General features: G+C 64.3%; 12 protein-coding genes and 2 pseudogenes. 10 read left to right on the top strand and 4 right to left on the bottom strand.

The window, feature by feature from the left end; genetic code table 11:
* Positions 1-5: 5 nt before the first annotated feature.
* Entirely contained in the window at positions 6-98 is a 93-nt protein-coding gene (locus tag D2N39_RS23710; RefSeq protein ID WP_407645607.1) for an integrase core domain-containing protein, read from the top strand.
* 182 nt (positions 99-280) lie between these two features.
* Here the strand turns inward: D2N39_RS23710 and D2N39_RS20070 are convergent.
* A pseudogene (locus D2N39_RS20070) lies at positions 281-649 on the bottom strand (transposase); the annotation flags it as partial.
* Positions 650-801: 152 nt separating this feature from the next.
* Between D2N39_RS20070 and D2N39_RS20065 the strand changes: the two are divergent.
* The gene (locus D2N39_RS20065) at positions 802-2,286 is read left to right on the top strand and encodes a Y-family DNA polymerase (RefSeq protein WP_119136558.1); all 1,485 of its coding nucleotides are present in this window, start codon (positions 802-804) and stop codon (positions 2,284-2,286) included.
* Complete coding sequence (locus D2N39_RS20060) at positions 2,283-5,690, top strand: error-prone DNA polymerase (RefSeq protein WP_119136557.1); 3,408 nt, start codon at positions 2,283-2,285, stop codon at positions 5,688-5,690. Before D2N39_RS20065 ends, D2N39_RS20060 begins: the two co-directional genes overlap by 4 nt.
* Before the next feature lie 72 nt (positions 5,691-5,762).
* Here the strand turns inward: D2N39_RS20060 and D2N39_RS23450 are convergent.
* The 3 genes and pseudogenes from D2N39_RS23450 to D2N39_RS20045 all read right to left on the bottom strand — a co-directional run.
* A pseudogene (locus D2N39_RS23450) lies at positions 5,763-6,067 on the bottom strand (IS5/IS1182 family transposase); the annotation flags it as partial.
* A gap of 229 nt (positions 6,068-6,296) precedes the next feature.
* Positions 6,297-6,833 carry a tetratricopeptide repeat protein gene (locus D2N39_RS20050; RefSeq protein ID WP_199725317.1) on the bottom strand — a complete coding sequence of 179 codons (537 nt, stop codon included), beginning with the start codon at positions 6,831-6,833 and terminating at the stop codon, positions 6,297-6,299.
* 74 nt (positions 6,834-6,907) lie between these two features.
* On the bottom strand, positions 6,908-7,840 hold the full coding sequence (locus D2N39_RS20045) for a LysR family transcriptional regulator (RefSeq protein WP_119136555.1): 933 nt from the start codon (positions 7,838-7,840) through the stop codon (positions 6,908-6,910).
* 134 nt (positions 7,841-7,974) lie between these two features.
* Between D2N39_RS20045 and chvE the strand changes: the two genes are divergently transcribed.
* From chvE to D2N39_RS20010, 7 genes are all read left to right on the top strand, one after another.
* On the top strand, positions 7,975-9,030 hold the full coding sequence (gene chvE / locus D2N39_RS20040) for a multiple monosaccharide ABC transporter substrate-binding protein (protein WP_119136554.1): 1,056 nt from the start codon (positions 7,975-7,977) through the stop codon (positions 9,028-9,030).
* Positions 9,031-9,101: 71 nt separating this feature from the next.
* On the top strand, positions 9,102-10,622 hold the full coding sequence (mmsA, locus tag D2N39_RS20035; RefSeq protein WP_119136553.1) for a multiple monosaccharide ABC transporter ATP-binding protein: 1,521 nt from the start codon (positions 9,102-9,104) through the stop codon (positions 10,620-10,622).
* 5 nt (positions 10,623-10,627) lie between these two features.
* A complete protein-coding gene (gene mmsB / locus D2N39_RS20030; protein ID WP_119136552.1) occupies positions 10,628-11,824 on the top strand; it encodes a multiple monosaccharide ABC transporter permease in 1,197 nt (398 codons plus the stop codon).
* Position 11,825: 1 nt separating this feature from the next.
* On the top strand, positions 11,826-12,812 hold the full coding sequence (araD1, locus tag D2N39_RS20025; RefSeq protein WP_119136551.1) for an AraD1 family protein: 987 nt from the start codon (positions 11,826-11,828) through the stop codon (positions 12,810-12,812).
* An 8-nt stretch (positions 12,813-12,820) separates the two neighbouring features.
* Positions 12,821-14,563, top strand: a complete 1,743-nt coding sequence (gene araD, locus D2N39_RS20020) for an L-arabinonate dehydratase (RefSeq protein WP_119136550.1) — start codon at positions 12,821-12,823, stop codon at positions 14,561-14,563.
* Positions 14,563-15,474 (top strand): Gfo/Idh/MocA family protein, encoded by a 912-nt coding sequence (locus tag D2N39_RS20015; RefSeq protein WP_119136549.1) that lies wholly within the window; start codon positions 14,563-14,565, stop codon positions 15,472-15,474. The genes araD and D2N39_RS20015 overlap by 1 nt, the downstream gene beginning before the upstream one ends.
* A gap of 11 nt (positions 15,475-15,485) precedes the next feature.
* Entirely contained in the window at positions 15,486-17,003 is a 1,518-nt protein-coding gene (locus D2N39_RS20010; protein WP_119136548.1) for an aldehyde dehydrogenase (NADP(+)), read from the top strand.
* The last annotated feature ends 31 nt before the right edge of the window (positions 17,004-17,034 follow it).

Below are 17,034 nucleotides of genomic sequence, written 5' to 3'. Positions count from 1 at the left end.
GCGCCATCGGCGACTGGATCAGCTTCTACAACAACCGCCGACCTCATCAGGCCCTTGCCATGCGCACGCCTACAGAGGCATTCAGATTAGCGGCTTAACCTGAGCAGATTCCGCTGGGTCATTACATCTCCGGCGAGCCCGTGTTCTCGCTGATCTACGATGTTCCCGGTCGCACCGCGAAAATGGTGATCGAGATCAATACCTGGGTGAAGAAGGCGAAGGCTGCCTTCAACACCATGCAGACCGGCCGCATGGTCTAACTGGTGGATCTTCGGGCCTATGTCACGCGGATGCGCTGAGCGAGGAACCATGCGGTTTTCTGAGTGACGCCAAGTTCCCGCGCCATCTGGGTGCTGGGGATTCCCTTGCGGGCACTGGTGAGCATGTAGATCGCCAGCAGCCACTTGATCAAGGGAAGGCGGCTTGCGGCCAGAACAGTGCCGGTGCGAATGCTGAAATGCTTGCGGCAGTCCCGGCATCGGTAGGGCATCGGCTTGTGATCCTTGCACTCGACCACATCGACAGAACCGCAATGACCGCAAACCGGCTCATCACCCCAACGGCGGACCTCAAAGAACTTGCGCGCGGCATCTTCATCCGGGAACTTCTGGAAAAACTGGAAGGTGGATAGGGTTTCAGGCTTCGACATGGTGCAAGCTCCTTCTGTGCCAGAAACAACCTAACTAGCCAGAGTCCGCAAGTGATTTTTGGCTAGTTAAGTATATAAGTCCCATTTGCGTAACAGAGCCGACTTCGATATGAACAAAGGGGGAACAAAGAGAAGCTGGGTCTTGAACTGGAATGGCACGTCGGCTGCTCTCCATATGGTTACCGCGGCTGGCGAGCGACACGAGCCTGCGGAGGCGCCCCGTTGAAGGGCCCTTTGCGCTGATCCATCGGTCAAGCAATGCCGATCACCTGCATTGCTTGAATACAGCGGCGTCGGCACGAGGTTTGCATCGCGGCATGGCGCTGGCAGATGCTTGGGCCATCTGCCCCGATCTGGCCACCCGACCAGCCGATCTTGTACAAGAGGCCTCCGCGCTTGCAAGTCTGCGCCGCTGGGCTGGCCGCTATGCCGCTATGGTGGCGCAGGATGGCCCGGACGGGCTGATGGCCGACATTTCAGGCGTACCGCATCTCTTCGGCGGCGAAGCCAATCTGCGCGAAGATTTGCAGGCAAGGCTGGAGCGCGCAGGGCTGCATGCCGCCAGTGCGATCGCCGGAACCCGCGGGGCGGCCCACGCCCTCGCCCGTCAGGGCGGTGGCATCGTGCCGGATGGGCGGCTGGCCGAGGGAATCGGGCATCTGCCGGTTACGGCGCTCAGGCTTGATCATGATACTGCCGAAGCGCTCGTACGTGTGGGTCTTGGCCGCATTGCCGATCTGGCGCATTTGCCGCGCGCCCCTTTGGCGCGGCGCTTCGGACCGGGACTGGTGTTGCGGCTGGATCAGGCGCTTGGAGCACAGCCTGAACCCGTAGCAGCGGAGCGTGACACACCGCATTTTGGGGTGCGGATGACGCTGCCGGAACCGATCGGTCTGAAATCGGACGTCATGGTGGGCCTCGAACGTCTGCTGGAACGGCTCTGCGCAAAACTGGCAGCGACCCATTTGGGGGCGCGCCGGGTCCGGTTGGAGCTGCAGCGGGTGGATCGCGGCACGGTGCAGGTCGAGATTGGCCTCGCCCGCCCGATGCGTGATCCTGTCAGGATCGCGGCGCTCTTCGCCAAGGGCGTTGACGAGGTAGAGTCCGGTTTCGGCATTGATGCCCTGAGGCTGACGGCCCCGGTCACCGAAGCCCTTGCCCCTGAACAGATCGGCGGTGGCCCAACGATCCGGCACGTTGATGCGGTGGCAGACCTGCTGTCCTCTGTCGGCAATCGCATCGGCTTTGACCGGGTACTGCGCCTGTTGCCCGCGACCAGCCTGATCCCGGAGCGCAGCTTCCTCCTTGCCCCGGCAGCCTATTCTGTCCCCGAACCGATCCCGAATCGCGCAGGCGCGGCGCGTCCGATCACCCTCTTCCAGCCCGAACCGGTAACAGATGCCTCCGGCACACCGCCCGCCAGTTTCCGTTGGAGGCGCATGTGCTTCACCACGCTGCGCGCGACAGGACCGGAGCGGATCACTCCGGAATGGTGGCTTGACGACCCCGCCTGGCGGTCCGGCCTGCGCGACTATTGGCGGATCGAAACGCAGGAAGGCCCGCGTCTCTGGCTGTTTCAAACGCCCCAAGCTCCTACCGGGGCGCAATACTGGCATGTGCAGGGAGAGTTCGCATGAATGCTTCCTGCGACCAGCCCTATGCCGAACTGTGCGTCGCCTCGAATTTCACCTTCCTGACCGGCGCCTCCCATCCCGAGGAACTTGTCACCCGCGCAATGGAGCTGGGTCTGGCCGCCATCGCCATAACCGACCGCAATTCGGTGGGAGGGGTGGTCCGGGCCTATTCGGCACTGAAGGAACTGACCCGGCTGCGGGACGAGGCGCAGGCCACGGCCGGGGCCGCGCAGGATGGTCCGACAATCCGCTCGCAACGCGTGACCGATCCGTCCAGCCGCCAGACCGTGCCGCATTTCACAGGTCAGACCGGTCCTGGCACCCCATCAGACGCGCCTCTGCCGAAGTTGATCGCGGGAGCGCGACTGGTGCTGACGGACACCCCCGTCGAATGGTTGGCCCTGCCGACCGATCTGGCCGCTTGGTCGCGGCTGACTCGCCTCCTCTCCCTGGGAAAGCGCCGGGCCCCGAAAGGCGAATGCCATCTGCGGCGCGCTGACCTGACCGAGTGGGGTACAGGGATGATCCTGATCGCCTTGCCACCCGATCCGTTGGAGGACGCCGACCCCAATACCACCCTCGGGGACCTTCTGGCTGTTGCGCGGGGCTTTCCCGGTCTGTGTTTTCTTGGGGCTGCCCCCCGCTATGACGGTCGCGACCAGGCTCGCCTTGATCAGTTGGCCTTGCTGTCTCAAAGGATGAACCTGCCAATGGTCGCTGTCGGTGATGTGCTGATGCATCGCGCCGCCCGCCGCCCGCTGGCCGATGTCCTGACCTGCCTACGTATCGGCTGCACAATCGACAACATCGGCGAGCACCGACAGGCCAATGGCGAGCGCCGCCTGAAATCCGGAGCCGAGATGGCGCGGTTGTTCTACCGCCACCCTGCCGCGCTGCGCCGTACACTGGAGATTTCGAACGCTTGCGCCTTTCGCCTGAGCGATCTGCGCTATCAGTATCCAGATGAGGCACGTAGTGGCGAACCAGCGCAAGACCGGCTGGAGCGTCTTGCCCGTGCAGGCCTGAACTGGCGCTACCCGTCGGGTCCGCCGCCGAAGATCGTCCATCGCGTCGAGACGGAACTGACGCTGATCCGCGAGGTGGAATATGCGCCCTATTTCCTGACCGTGCATGACATTGTGCGGTTCGCTCGGTCCAGGGGTATCCTCTGTCAGGGCCGCGGGTCCGCCGCCAATTCGGTGGTCTGCTACCTCCTCGGCATCACCGAGGTACCGCCTGAAAGCATCACCCTGATCTTTGAACGGTTCATCAGCAAGGAACGCGGCGAGCCGCCGGATATCGACGTTGATTTCGAGCATGAGCGCCGCGAAGAAGTCATCCAGTGGATTTATGAGCGCTACGGCCGTGAGCGCGCCGGCCTCACGGCGACCGTGATCCACTTCCGTTCGCGTGCCGCGATCCGCGAGGTCGGCAAGGTCATGGGACTTTCGCAGGACGTGATCGCGCGGCTTTCCGGGCAAATCTGGGGCTGGTCATCGGCGGCACCCGGCGAAGACCGGCTGCGCGATGCCGGTCTCTCCATCAAGGATCGTCGGGTCCAACTGGCCGTTAAGCTGATCGGCGAGATCATCGGCTTTCCTCGGCACCTCAGCCAGCATGTCGGCGGTTTTGTCATCACGCGCGGTCGTCTCGATGAACTGTGCCCCATCGAGAATGCCGCAATGGACGACCGTACCATCATCGAATGGGATAAGGACGATATCGACGCGCTTGGCCTGTTGAAGGTAGATGTGCTGGGCTTGGGCATGCTGACCTGCATCCGCAAGGCCTTTGGCCTGCTGGCAGAGCATCGCATGATCGGCATGGGGCTCGACACCCTGAAACCAGATGCCGTACCGGGCGAACCACCGCAGGCACTGCGTGAGCGCGAGCAGGTCTACGACATGCTCTGCCGCGCTGATGCGATCGGAGTTTTTCAGGTCGAAAGCCGGGCGCAAATGAACTTCCTGCCCCGCATGCGACCACGCAAGTTCTACGATCTGGTCTGCGAGGTGGCCATCGTCCGCCCCGGGCCCATCCAGGGCGGCATGGTCAACCCCTTCATCCGGCGTCGTCAGGGGCTGGAACCCGTCGAGGATCTTGGTCTCGCGATGATGGAGGTGCTGGGCCGCACCTATGGCGTTCCGCTGTTTCAGGAACAGGCGATGCAGATCGCGGTCGTCGCCGCAGGCTTCACCCCGTCAGAGGCTGATCGGCTGCGGCGGTCTTTGGCGACCTTCAAACGCATGGGCACCATCGGTTCCTTCCGTGACCGTTTCGTTTCTGGCATGCTCTCCCGCGGCTATGACGCCGACTTCGCGGCGCGCTGCTTTGCCCAGATCGAAGGCTTCGGCAGCTATGGCTTTCCCGAAAGCCACGCCGCCAGCTTCGCCCGGCTGGTCTATATCTCGGCCTGGATTAAGTGCAACCATCAGGAGGTCTTCACCTGCGCGCTGCTGAACAGCCAGCCAATGGGCTTCTATGCCCCAGCACAGCTGGTGCGCGATGCCCGCGATCATGGTGTCGAGGTGCGGCCGGTCTCGGTCAACCATTCCCTCTGGGACTGCACACTGGAACATCGCCCCGATGGCGCGCTTGCGCTGCGGCTCGGGTTCCGCCAGATCAAGGGTATGCGCGAAGAGGATGCGGCCTGGATTGCCGCTGCACGCGGCAACGGCTATCCCGATGTCGAAAGCCTGTGGCGTCTGGCCGGTGTGCAGCCCGACACACTGGAACGGCTGGCTGAGGCCGACGCCTTTGCCGTCCTTGGCCTGACCCGTCGCGATGCGCTCTGGGCGGCCAAAGCGCTGAAAGCACCTGCACCGCTGCCTCTCTTCGGTGCCGATGGTGAAGGCGGTGTCGAACCCGCCGTCACCCTGCCACAGATGAGCCTTGCTCAGGAGGTGATCGAGGATTACCTCTCTCTGCGGCTTTCCCTGCGCGCCCATCCGATGGCACTTCTTCGCCCGCACTTGCTGGAAAGCTTGCCGCACGAGCGGCTGCCCCAAACCAGGGGCCGCATCACCGTCACTGGTCTTGTCATCACTCGCCAGCGCCCAGGGACGGCCTCGGGCGTGATCTTTCTAACCCTGGAAGACGAAACAGGCACAGCGAACATCGTGGTCTGGAAGAGGATCTACGAAACCTTCCGCAAGGCGGTGATTGCGGGGCGGCTAATCCGTGTGACAGGCCGTATCCAGCGCGACGGCCCGGTTACCCATCTGATCGCCGAAGGGATCGAGGATGTCTCGCACCTGCTGGTGACCCTCGGTCGCTCGGAGATCATCGATGTCAATGACGGCCGCGCGGATGAAACGAAACGCCCAGCCGTAGGCAGCATCAGGCCAACCGCCCGCCATCCGCGGGAACAGGCGAAGAAGCTGTTTCCCAGCCGGGATTTTCATTGAAGGACGGGGACAGGGCCGCGATCAGCACTCTTCCCATGCTTTTCTCTAGCTAGCCTCCAGTCTTATTGATCGTCAAAGCCAGAACAGGAGGGTGGCGGCGGAGAGGAAGGTCTTGGCGCATCTGTCATAGCGGGCGGCGATGCGGCGCCAGTCATTGAGCCGGCTCAACATGATCACGATGCGGTTAAGATGTTTGTGGCGGCTACGGTCGTATCTGACGGCCTTGCCGCAGGACTTCCTGCCGGGGATACAGGGCTTCATGCCTTGTTTTTCAAAGCTTCCCCGAACCAGTCGGCATCGCAACCCCGGTCGGCGATCAGCCTTTCCGCGCCCGGCCGACTGCCATGCAGAACTGCGGCACCGATATAGTCGCTGATCCCAAAAGATTGTATCGATCCCTCATCTGTTCGGAGACGGGTCGTGCCGGGGGGATATTGAACGCCCAGCCCGTTCGACGGGCTTACGACGGCATGGCCGCCTGCAACTTCACCAAGGACCCAAGACCCGCAGCGGCCTGACGTCCTATGAATATGTCTGTAATATATGGACCCCAGAGCGGGATCGATTCATCCTCGACCCGATCTGCAAGATCCCGGGCCTGATCACCTAGAACATCGGCGCGTATTTCCAGTTGTCAGCATCCGGCGTGACCTCATCAAGATCGTAATCCGCCGCACGCAGCCGCTGGGCCACTGAAAGGCCCATATCCGCCGCCCGGTCCACCAACGCGCGGCCCGCCGTTTCGTCCTGCCTTGTGCCGCGACCGCGCATCTGGTCCAGCCCGTAGTTGAACATGCCGACCGGATCGCCCGCTTCGGCCGCCATCCGGTCGTAATCGGCTGCCGCATCGGGATTTTCCGGTGCGCCAAAGCCATTGTCCTCAAGATAGGACATCCATGTCATTGCGCCTGTATAGCCGTCGGCAACGCATGCTTCGAACAGGCGCCGCGCCTTTTCATGCTGGCCCGATTTGGTCATCAGATAGCCGGAGGCACAGGTGGTCATCGAGGTTTCACCCTCCATCGCATCGGTCAGCGCGCGGTTCAGCGACAGCTCCTCGGGGTTGAGCGTGCCTTCCCCGTCTGCTTCGGCAAAGGCGGGCAGGGCGGTGAGGACAAGGCATAGCGCGGCGTGGCGGATCATGGCGGGCTCCTCTCTCCGGGCACCGCAGGATAGTGCCGAATCACCCTGACACCAATCCGACCAAGGTGCCTCCCTCAGACACCCGCTTGCCGCAGCACCGCTGCCCGCAGCCGTTGCGCCAGTGGCGACAGCGGTCGTCGCCGCAGGCTGAGCAGGTAGTAGGGCGAGACGCGCAATTCCCGCTGCACCGCAAGAACGGCAAACCCCGCCGCCACCGGCTGCCGGATCAGCAGTTGCGCCACCTCCTCTGACATTGGCGCCACGGCGTCGCTTTGCGCCAGATAGGCAATGGTGAACAGCAGCGACGGGCTGTCCACCAGATTGCGCGGCTCTGACAGGCCCAGTGCCGCAAAGGCCTCCAGCGTGGCTTCGCGGATCGGGGCGCCGCGTCCCTGCATGATCCATTCGTAATCCGACAATTCGGTCAGCGTCACGACCTGCGCGCGCGACAGCGGGTGGCTGGCGCGCACGATGAAGGTGACCTTTTCATCCCGCATCGGCGTGATGTCGAATTCGTGGCTGTCGAATTCCGGCAGGATGCGTGCGAGCGCAAAATCCATCTCGCCCGCGGCAAGATGCGCCATCAGATCGCGCGAAGGTAGCACTTCGACCGAGATTTCAGAGGCGGGCGCGGTCTGCTTGATCTCTCGGATCGCGGGCACCAGATAGCCGACCGCCGGGCCGGTCACAGCGCCGACCCGAGCGCGGCCCGCGTGGCCATGGCGTAATGCCTCGATATCCGATCCCATGCTTTCCAGCTCGCGCAGCGCGATGGCCGCGCGCCGCAACATGGTGGCGCCGATCTCGGTCGGCTCCATTCCCTTGGGGGTGCGGGTGAACAGCGGGGCGCCGATCCGCCGTTCGACCTCGGCCAGCATGCGCGATGCCGCGGGCTGCGTCATCGCACAGGTTTCGGCCGCAAGCTGTAACTGACCGTGATCTGCAATCGCCAGAACGAGGCGAAGCTGCGCCGGTTTCAGCATCAGACGGGACGGGGTGTTTTGCATGACAATATTGATATGTAGATTGCGCCAAATGTAATTATACCAGCATGTCCTGCATTTGATAGCGTCCCGTCACGCCTGTCAAAGGGCCGCGCGAGGAGGATGGGCGGCAGCGCACCGCCATCAGGGAGGATAGCATGAAAATCAGAACCGCCGCCGCAGCGCTGGCGATCGGAACCGCATTGCTCGGATCCATGGCCATGGCTGAAACCGTGGGCATTTCCATGCCGACAAAATCTTCGGCCCGCTGGATCTCGGACGGGAATTCCATGGTCGAGCAGTTCAAGGCCGCTGGCTATGACACCGACCTGCAATATGCCGAGGATGACATCCCGAACCAGCTTGCCCAGGTCGAGAACATGATCACCAAGGGCGTGGATGTGCTGGTAATCGCCGCCATCGACGGCACCACCCTGTCGAATGCGCTGGCGAATGCCAAGGCGGCCGACATCAAGGTCATCGCCTATGACCGCCTGATCCGCGACACGCCGGATCTAGATTACTACGCCACTTTCGACAACTTCAAGGTGGGCGTCGAACAGGCCAACTCCTTGGTGAAGGGGCTGAAGGAACGCTTCCCCGATGCGCATCCGTGGAACGTGGAACTGTTCGGCGGCAGCCCGGACGACAACAACGCCTATTTCTTTTACAACGGCGCCATGTCGGTGCTGCAACCGATGATCGACTCGGGCGACATCGCCGTGCCCTCCGGGCAGGAGGGGATGGACAAGGTCGGCACGCTGCGCTGGGACGGTGCGGTGGCTCAGGCGCGGATGGATAACCTTCTGTCGGCCAATTACACCGACAAGCAGGTTCAGGGCGTGCTCAGCCCCTATGACGGGCTGTCGATCGGTATTCTTTCGTCGCTGAAAGGCGTGGGCTACGGCTCGGGAGACATGAAGATGCCCATCGTCTCGGGTCAGGATGCCGAGGTGCCCAGCGTCAAGTCGATCCTCGCGGGCGAGCAGTATTCGACCATCTTCAAGGACACCCGCGAACTGGCGCGCGTCACCGTGGGCATGGTGGATGCCATGCTGAAGGGTGGCGAGCCGGAGATCAACGATACCTCGACCTATGACAACGGGGTCAAGGTCGTGCCGTCCTATCTGCTTCAACCCGTGCCGGTGGACGCCTCGAACTGGGAAGAGGTGCTGGTGGGGTCCGGTTACTACACCAAGGACCAGATCCAGTAATCCGTCCCTGATCGCGGGCCGCCCCTTTTGCGGGCGGCCCGTTCCCATAGTCGAGCAGAGCGGAGTTTCTCGTGACCATGCTGCTGGAAATGCGCAATATCACCAAGACTTTTCCGGGGGTGAAGGCGCTGGACGATGTCAGCCTTGCCGTCCGGGAGGGCGAGATTCACGCCATCTGTGGCGAGAACGGTGCAGGCAAATCGACGCTGATGAAGGTGCTGTCCGGGGTTTATCCGGCAGGCAGCTATCAGGGCGAGATCGTCTATGACGGCGCGCGCGCCGAATTCCGCGACATCCGCGACAGCGAGGAACGCGGCATCATCATCATCCATCAGGAGCTGGCGCTGGTGCCGCTGCTGTCCATCGCCGAGAACATCTTTCTGGGCAACGAGCGCGGCCGCAACGGCGTGATCGACTGGCCCGAGACCTTTCGCCAGACCGAGGGCCTGCTGGCCAAGGTGGGCCTGCGCGAAACGCCGGGCGCGCGGGTCGAAAGCCTGGGCGTCGGCAAGCAGCAACTGGTTGAAATCGCCAAGGCGCTGTCGAAGAACGTGCGCCTGCTGATCCTCGACGAACCGACCGCCGCGCTGTCCGAGGCGGACAGCCAGGCGCTGCTTGACCTGCTTCTGGGCCTCAAGGCGCAGGGGGTGACCTCGATCATCATCTCGCACAAGCTGAACGAGGTGCGACGTGTGGCGGATACAGTGACGGTGATCCGCGACGGCGCCACCATCTCGACCACCGACGCGCGCGGCGGCACGCTGACCGAGGATCGCATCGTGCGCGACATGGTGGGCCGCGACATGGCGCACCGGTTCCCCGACCGCGACCGCCGTGCGGGCGATGTGGTGTTCGAACTGCGCAACTGGAACGTCCGCCACCCCGAACAGCGCGACCGCCGGATGATCCGCGATCTTTCGATGCAGGTCCGCGCCGGCGAGGTGGTGGGCATCGCCGGGCTGATGGGCGCCGGGCGCACCGAACTGGCGATGAGCGTATTCGGCCGCAGCTATGGCCGCGACATCACCGGCGAGGCGCTGATCCATGGCCGTCCGGTCGATCTGTCCACCGTGGACCGCGCCATCGCGGCGGGGCTGGCCTATGTGACCGAGGACCGCAAGAGCCTAGGTCTGATCCTTGACGAAACCATCCGCCGCAATGTCTCGCTCGCCAATCTCGATGCCGTGGCCACACGCGGCGTAATCGAGGAGGCGCGCGAAACCGAGGTGGCCGAGACCTATCGTCAAAGCCTGCGCATCCGCACCCCCGGCGTGTTCCAGAAGGTGATGAACCTGTCTGGCGGCAACCAGCAGAAGGTGGTGCTGGCGAAATGGCTGTTCACCGAACCCGAGGTTCTGATCCTCGACGAACCCACGCGCGGCATCGACGTCGGCGCGAAATATGAAATCTACAACATCATCAACGAACTCAGCGCGGCCGGGAAGGCCGTCGTGATGATCTCGTCCGAAATGCCCGAGCTTCTGGGCATGTGCGACCGGATCCATGTGATGAACGAAGGCTGCTTCGTCGGCGAACTGACCGCCGCCGAGGCCAGCCAGGAGGCCATCATGTCGCTGATCGTGAAGGAATAGGACGCATGGAACAGGTCGATCCCGCACAACAGGCCGCGCGCCTTGGCATCGGGGCCTATGTGGCCCGTCACATCCGCGATTACGGGCTGCTGTTCGCGCTCATCGCCATCATGGTGTTCTTTCAGGTGGTGACCGGCGGCACGCTGCTGAAACCCGTGAACATCACCAACCTGTTCCTTCAGAACAGCTATATCATCATCATGGCGCTGGGCATGCTGCTGGTGATCGTGGGCGGGCACATCGACCTGTCGGTCGGTTCCGTCATGGGGTTCATCGGCGCACTTGCGGCAGTGATGATCGTGACGCTGGGCCTGCCGGTGGCGGTGGCCATCCCGGTCTGTCTGGTGGTCGGTATGGGCATCGGCGCGGTGCAGGGCTATTTTGTGGCCTATTGGCGCATCCCGTCATTCATCGTGACGCTGGCGGGGATGCTGGTGTTTCGCGGCCTGTCGCTGTGGCTGCTGGCCGGGCAATCCGTCGGGCCGTTCCCCAAATCGTTTCAGGCGCTGTCGACCGGCTTCATCCCCGATCTGTTCGGGATGGACCGGCCCAACCTGCTGGCCATGGCGGTGGGTGTGGTGGCGGTGGTGGCGCTGCTCTGGCTGGGCCTGAGGGCGCGGGCCCGCGATGCGCGCTATGGCATCGAGGGTGAGCCCTTTGGCCTGTTCCTGCTGCGCAATGCCATCGTGGCGGCGGCGCTGCTGTTCGTGACGTGGAAGCTTGCGTGGTTCCGCGGCCTGCCCAATGTGCTGCTGTCGATGGTGGTGCTGACGGTGGTCTATGTCTTCGTGACCGAACGCACAACGCTCGGGCGCCGGGTCTATGCCGTGGGTGGCAATGCCAAGGCGGCCAAGCTGTCGGGCATCCGCACGGAACGGCTGACCTTCCTCACCTTCGTCAACATGGGGCTGCTGGCGGCGCTGGCCGGGCTGGTCTTCGCCGCGCGGCTGAACACCGCCACCCCCAAGGCCGGTTTCGCGGTGGAGCTTGACGTGATCGCGGCAGTCTTCATCGGCGGCGCCTCGATGTCGGGCGGCTCGGGCAAGATCGTGGGCGCTGTGGTCGGCGCCTTCATCATGGGGGTGATGAACAACGGCATGTCGATCCTCGGTATCGGCATCGACTACCAGCAGGTCATCAAGGGGCTGGTGCTGCTGGCCGCCGTTTTCTTCGATGTCTACAACAAGAACAAGGACGCCTGAGATGTGGCTTTCGCAACTGATCCTTCCCGATGGCAGCCGTGCGGTCGCGGCGCGCGAGGATGCGGCGGCGCATCTGGTGCCTGGGGTGCAGACGGTCCGCGATCTGGCGCATGCGGCGCTTGCGGGCGGGCGCGGGCTTGTGGCCGAGGTCGATGCAAGGGGCCAGGGGCCGGCAGTCGATCTGGCACAGGCGCTGGCCGAGGGGCGGATGCTTCTGCCGCTCGATCACCCCGATCCGGCGCATCTGCATCTGACGGGCACGGGACTCACGCATCTGGGGTCTGCCGCCACGCGTGACGCCATGCATACCAAGGTCACGGACGAGATGACCGACAGCATGAAGATGTTCCGCATGGGGCTGGAGGGCGGCAAGCCCGCCAAGGGCCGCGCCGGGGTGCAGCCTGAATGGTTCTACAAAGGCAACGGCTCCGTCGCCGTGGCACCCGGTGCCGCGCTGACCTCGCCCGCCTTCGCGCTGGACGGTGGCGAAGAGCCGGAGGTCGCGGGCCTCTACCTGATCGCCCCCGACGGGCGGCCGCTGCGGCTGGGCTTTGCGCTGGGGAACGAGTTTTCCGACCACGTCACCGAACGCGGCAACTACCTGTGGCTTGCGCATTCCAAGCTGCGCCCGGCGAGTTACGGCCCCGAAATGCTGGTCGGCGCGCTGCCTGACCATGTGGAAGGCACCAGCCGCATCCTGCGCGACGGCCGCCCGGTCTGGGAAAAACCCTTCCTCTCGGGCGAGGCGAACATGTCGCACAGCCTCGCCAATCTGGAACACCACCATTTCAAATATGCGCTGTTCCGACAGCCCGGCGATGTGCATGTGCATTTCTTTGGCACTGCCACGCTCAGCTTTGCCGATGGCATCAGCGCCGAACCGGGTGATGTGTTTGAAATCGTCAGCCCCGCCTTCGGCCTGCCGCTGCGCAATCCCCTTGCCCGCCAAACCGACACCGCGGCGCTTGCCGCCGTCACCGTCCTGTGAGGTCTGACATGGCTTTCAAACCTGCCCCTTGGCCCCGCGCCCTGCGCTCGCAGCACTGGTATGGCGGCACCTCGCGCGACACGATCTATCATCGCGGCTGGATGAAGAATCAGGGCTATCCGCATGACCTGTTCGACGGCCGTCCGGTCATCGGCATCCTGAACACCTGGTCCGACCTGACGCCCTGCAACGGCCATCTGCGCGAACTGGCCGAGAAGGTGAAGGCCGGCATCTGGGAGGCAGGCGGTTTCCCGGTGGAGGTGCCGGTATTCTCGGCCTCGGAAAACACCTTCCGCCCCACCGCGATGATGTTTCGCAACCTCGCCGCCATGGCGATCGAGGAAACCATGCGCGCCCAGCCGATTGACGGCGCCGTGCTGCTGGTTGGCTGCGACAAGACCACGCCCTCGCTTTTGATGGCGGCCGCCTCGACCGATATTCCGTCCATTGTGGTGTCGGGCGGGCCGATGCTGAACGGCTATTTCCGGGGGGAACGGGTCGGCTCGGGCACCCATCTGTGGAAATTCTCGGAGGCCGTGAAGGCGGGCGAGATGACGCAGGCGGATTTTCTGGAGGCCGAAGCTTCCATGAGCCGTTCGACCGGATCGTGCAACACGATGGGCACCGCCTCCACCATGGCCAGCATGGCGGAATCGCTGGGCATGGCGCTGTCCGGCAATGCCGCCATTCCGGCAGTGGACAGCCGCCGCCGCGTCATGGCGCAACTGTCGGGACGTCGCATCGTGCAGATGGTGAAGGACGACCTGAAACCCTCGGACATCCTGACCCGCGCGGCGTTCGAAAACGCGATCCGCACCAATGGCGCCATTGGCGGATCGACCAATGCCGTGGTGCATCTTCTGGCGCTGGCCGGTCGTGTCGGCATCGACCTGACGCTGGATGACTGGGACAGGCTGGGCCGCGACGTACCGACGATCGTGAACCTGATGCCCTCGGGCAAGTATCTGATGGAAGAGTTCTTCTATGCTGGCGGCCTGCCCGTCGTGCTGCGCCGTCTGGGCGAGGCGGGACTGTTGAACCGCGAGGCGCTGACCGTCTCGGGTGGGGCGATCTGGGACGAGGTGAAGGATGTCACCAACTGGAACGAGGATGTCATCCTGCCCGCCGACCGCCCGCTGACCGGCCATGGCGGCATTGCTGTCCTGCGCGGCAATCTGGCGCCGAAGGGCGCGGTTCTGAAGCCTTCGGCCGCATCGGAACACCTGCTGGTGCATCGCGGCCGTGCCGTCGTGTTCGAGGACATCGACGACTACAAGGCGCGCATCGCCGACCCCGATCTGGACGTGGACGAAACCTGTGTTCTGGTGCTGAAGAACTGTGGCCCGCGCGGCTATCCGGGGATGCCAGAGGTCGGCAACATGGGCCTGCCGCCCAAGGTGCTGAAGAAGGGGATCACCGATATGGTGCGCATTTCCGACGCGCGCATGTCGGGCACTGCTTATGGAACGGTCGTGCTGCATACCTCGCCCGAGGCGGCGGCGGGCGGGCCGCTGACGGTGGTGCAAAGTGGCGACATGATCGAACTGGACGTGCCGAACCGCCGGTTGCATCTGGATATTTCGGATGCGGAACTCGCCGTGCGGCTGGCCGCTTGGGCGCCACGCCACGAACAGCCCGAGGGCGGTTATGCTTGGCTGCATCAGGCCCATGTGATGGGCGCCGACACGGGGGCGGATCTGGATTTCCTCGTCGGCTGTCGGGGCAATCCGGTCGGAAAGGATGCGCATTGATGAAAATCGCGCTTGTGGGCATCGGCAAGATCGCGCTGGACCAGCATGTTCCGGCCCTTGCGGCCAGCGCCGACTGGGAGCTGGTGGCCACGGTCTCGCGCCATGGTCAGGTGCCGGGGGTGGAGGCTTTCGCCTCGATCGGGGCCATGCTGGAGGCCCGGCCGGATGTCGAGGCCGTCAGCCTTTGCCTGCCGCCGGTGCCGCGGTTCGAGGCGGCCGCGGCCGCCCTGCGCGCCGGGCGGCATGTGATGCTGGAAAAGCCGCCGGGCGCCACGCTGGCCGAGGTGCATGCGCTTGAGGCGCTGGCGGGCGAGCGCGGGCTGACGCTTTTCGCCACCTGGCATTCGCGCATGGCCCATGCGGTGGCGGCGGCGAAGGGCTGGCTTGCCGGGCGGCAGGTGCTGTCAGGCAGGATCACATGGCGCGAGGATGTGCGTAAATGGCACCCTGGTCAGGACTGGGTGTTTGAACCCGGTGGCATGGGCGTCTTTGATCCCGGCATCAACGCGCTGTCGATCCTGACCGAAATCCTGCCAGTGCCAGTGCATCTGACCGGGGCAGAACTGGAGGTGCCCGCCAACCGGCAGGCCCCTATCGCGGCGCGGTTGGCCTTTACGGGCGGCATCAGCGCCGATTTCGACTGGCGGCAGGAAGGTCCGCAGACCTGGGACATCGAACTGCAGACCGATGCCGGGCCTATGGCGCTGCGCCTTGGCGGCAATGTGCTGGAAATCGACGGCAAGCGGGCCGAGGGCATCGAAAGCATCATGGGCGAATACCCGGCGCTTTATGCCCGGATGGCGGCTCTGGTGCGGGCGGGGGCCAGTGACGTGGACCTGTCGCCGATGGTGCTGGTTGCCGATGCCTTCACGCTGGGCCGCCGCCGAACCGCCGAACCTTTCGCATTCTGAAGGAAGATCCGATGACCTTTACACCGCATGGCAAGCACCTGATCGCAGGCGAATGGGTTGGCGGCGGGTCGACCTTCCGGTCGGAGCCTGCCCATGGCCCGGCGCATGATTTCAGCCTTGGAACGGCAGAGCAGGTCAATCTTGCCTGCGCCGCAGCCGAGGAGGCGTTCTGGACCTATGGCCAGACCTCGCGCGATCGTCGCGCGGCTTTTCTGGAGGCCATCGCGGACGAGATCGAGTCGCGGGCAGAGGCGATCACCGAAATTGGCACGCAGGAGACCGGCCTTCCCGTCGCGCGTCTGCAAGGCGAGCGGGCGCGCACCACGGGCCAGTTGCGGCTGTTTGCGAGCCATATCCGCAAGGGCGAGTATCTGGACCGGCGGCATGATCCGGCGCTGCCGGATCGCCAACCGCTGCCGCGCCCGGATCTGAAGATGATCCAGCGCCCCATCGGCCCGGTTGCGGTCTTTGGCGCGTCAAACTTTCCGCTGGCGTTTTCCACCGCCGGGGGCGACACGGCCTCGGCGCTGGCGGCGGGCTGCCCGGTGGTGGTCAAGGGACATTCAGCCCATCCCGGCACGGGCGAGGTCGTGGCCGAGGCCATTCATGCGGCAATCCGGTCCTGCGGGCTTCCTCCCGGCGTGTTCAGCCTTGTTCAGGGCGGCAGCCGCGAGGTCGGTGCGGCACTTGTGACCCATCCCCTGATCCGCGCCGTCGGCTTCACCGGCAGCCTTGCAGGTGGCAGGGCGTTGTTTGACCTTTGCGCGCGGCGCCCGGATCCCATTCCGTTCTTCGGCGAACTGGGTTCGGTCAATCCGATGTTTTTGCTGCCCAAGGCCGTATCGGTGCGCGGGGCAGAAATCGCGCGCGGCTGGGCGGGATCCTTGACCATGGGGGCGGGGCAGTTCTGCACCAATCCGGGGATTGCGGTGCTGCTGGACGATGCAGAGGCCGACGCTTTCACCGCGGCCGCGACAGCGGCGCTTGAGCCTGTGGGGGCGCAGGTCATGCTGACTGACGGCATCGCTGCTGCCTATCGGCAGGGATGCGACCGTATCGCGGGCACGGCAGGCGTGCGCGAGGTGCTGACCTCGGCCTGCGAGCGTCGCAAGGCCATGCCCTGTCTGTTCTCGACCTCCGGCAGGGACTGGCTTGCCAATCATGCGCTGGGCGAAGAGGTATTCGGCCCGCTGGGCCTGATCGTCCGTGTGGCCGACGCTGACGAGATGCTGGCCGTGGCCCGCGCGCTGGAGGGGCAGCTGACCTGCACCCTGCATCTGGATGCGGGCGATACGGCATTGGCCGCGCGTCTGATGCCAGTGCTGGAGCGCAAGGCGGGACGCGTGCTGGCCAACGGCTTTCCCACCGGCGTCGAGGTCTGTGACGCGATGGTCCATGGCGGACCCTATCCCGCCTCTACCAATTTCGGCGCCACAAGCGTCGGCACGCTGGCGATCCGCCGCTTCCTGCGGCCGGTCTGTTTCCAGAACGTGCCGGACGCCTTGTTGCCCGAAGACCTGCGGGGCTGACGGAAGGCCCCGATTCACGACATCCAAGGGA

Source organism: Gemmobacter lutimaris (genome assembly GCF_003570715.1).
GTDB classification, from domain to species: Bacteria; Pseudomonadota; Alphaproteobacteria; order Rhodobacterales; family Rhodobacteraceae; genus Gemmobacter; species Gemmobacter lutimaris.
Note: the sequence above shows the minus strand (reverse complement) of the source record. Positions and strands in the feature narration are given on the sequence as shown.

Excerpts from the sequence above, each read along its gene's own strand:
- D2N39_RS20065 (WP_119136558.1), top strand. The coding sequence starts at position 802 with ATGGCACGTCGGCTGCTCTCCATATGGTTACCGCGGCTGGCGAGCGAC.
- D2N39_RS20060 (WP_119136557.1), top strand. The coding sequence starts at position 2,283 with ATGAATGCTTCCTGCGACCAGCCCTATGCCGAACTGTGCGTCGCCTCG.
- D2N39_RS20050 (WP_199725317.1), bottom strand. The coding sequence starts at position 6,833 with ATGATCCGCCACGCCGCGCTATGCCTTGTCCTCACCGCCCTGCCCGCC.
- D2N39_RS20045 (WP_119136555.1), bottom strand. The coding sequence starts at position 7,840 with ATGCAAAACACCCCGTCCCGTCTGATGCTGAAACCGGCGCAGCTTCGC.
- chvE (WP_119136554.1), top strand. The coding sequence starts at position 7,975 with ATGAAAATCAGAACCGCCGCCGCAGCGCTGGCGATCGGAACCGCATTG.
- mmsB (WP_119136552.1), top strand. The coding sequence starts at position 10,628 with ATGGAACAGGTCGATCCCGCACAACAGGCCGCGCGCCTTGGCATCGGG.
- araD1 (WP_119136551.1), top strand. The coding sequence starts at position 11,826 with ATGTGGCTTTCGCAACTGATCCTTCCCGATGGCAGCCGTGCGGTCGCG.
- araD (WP_119136550.1), top strand. The coding sequence starts at position 12,821 with ATGGCTTTCAAACCTGCCCCTTGGCCCCGCGCCCTGCGCTCGCAGCAC.
- D2N39_RS20015 (WP_119136549.1), top strand. The coding sequence starts at position 14,563 with ATGAAAATCGCGCTTGTGGGCATCGGCAAGATCGCGCTGGACCAGCAT.
- D2N39_RS20010 (WP_119136548.1), top strand. The coding sequence starts at position 15,486 with ATGACCTTTACACCGCATGGCAAGCACCTGATCGCAGGCGAATGGGTT.